This window comes from Bradyrhizobium sp. CCBAU 53415 (assembly GCF_028128735.1).
In the GTDB taxonomy this organism is placed as follows: domain Bacteria; phylum Pseudomonadota; class Alphaproteobacteria; order Rhizobiales; family Xanthobacteraceae; genus Bradyrhizobium.
This window is the reverse complement of sequence record NZ_LBJF01000009.1, coordinates 1-971: the sequence shown is the minus strand read 5'-3', so window position 1 is coordinate 971 and position 971 is coordinate 1. Positions and strand designations below refer to the sequence as shown.

1 protein-coding gene is annotated in these 971 nt (G+C 60.8%); it reads right to left on the bottom strand.

From position 1 onward, the window contains the following. Window positions 1–877 (bottom strand): IS630 family transposase gene (locus tag XH87_RS08410; protein ID WP_271586897.1). Its coding sequence is split into 2 segments (ribosomal slippage), with 876 coding nucleotides annotated over them: window positions 1–540 and window positions 542–877; the frame shifts between segments, so codons are not numbered across the junction. This gene is flagged as partial in the annotation. Window positions 878–971 lie beyond the last annotated feature (94 nt).

The window sequence follows — 971 nt, the reverse complement described above, 5'->3', positions numbered from 1 at the left end:
GAGGTGACCGATGTGGCGCCAAGTATCCTCTATGGTGCGCTTTTGAGCTTGACGCATCCAGTGTTTGATCTTGGAGAAGGCCTGTTCGATCGGGTTGAGGTCGGGTGAGTATGGCGGCAGGTACCAGAGCCTGGCGCCAGCCGACTTGATCATCTGCCTGACGGCTTTCGACTTGTGGCTTCCGAGATTGTCGAGAACGACGATGTCGCCCTCGCGCAGGGTCGGCAGGAGGAGGTGCTTGACGTAAGCGAGGAAGCATTCGCCGTTGATCGGCCCGTCGAAGACGCAGGGGGCGGTGAGTTGGTCGTGGCGTAGCGCACCGAGGAATGTGAGGGTACGCCAGTGACCGTGCGGAGCGAAGCCGCGCAGGCGCGCCCCTTTCGGTCCCCACCCTCGCAAAGGGGCCATGTTGGTTTTGATCCAGGTCTCATCGATGAAGACGAGCCGGCCTGGATCAAGTCCGGTCTGCCAGGATCGCCAACGCTGGCGCTTACGAGAGACGTCGGCGCGAGCCTGCTCAAGGGCGAACAGTGTTTTTTTTGAACCGCAGCCCTTCCCGGCGCAGGAACAGCCAGACTGCGTTATGTGAGACTTTGACCCCACGGGCAGCCAGCTCCGCCTTCAGACCATGCAGCGTCAGGTGCGGCGTCTGAGTGATCCGCTCGATGATGAAGGCGCGGTGCGGATCAAGCACAGGCTTGCGATGACCACCCATCTTGCCAGGCGCTACCGAGCCGGTCGTTCGATAACGCTGCGACCACTTCACAACCGAAGAGACCGCAACGCCAAACCGTGCCGCCACAGAACGGCAGCTCTCACCTCTGGCAACCGCGGATACCGCACGCTTACGCAAATCGTCAGAGATTGGTCGGACCATCGGATGCTGGCCTCCAGCCCAGCCAGCATCTTGAATCACATTCGCCCCGGATCCGGAATCCCTTCCGATTCAATAAATCCGTGAACCGCTCTAG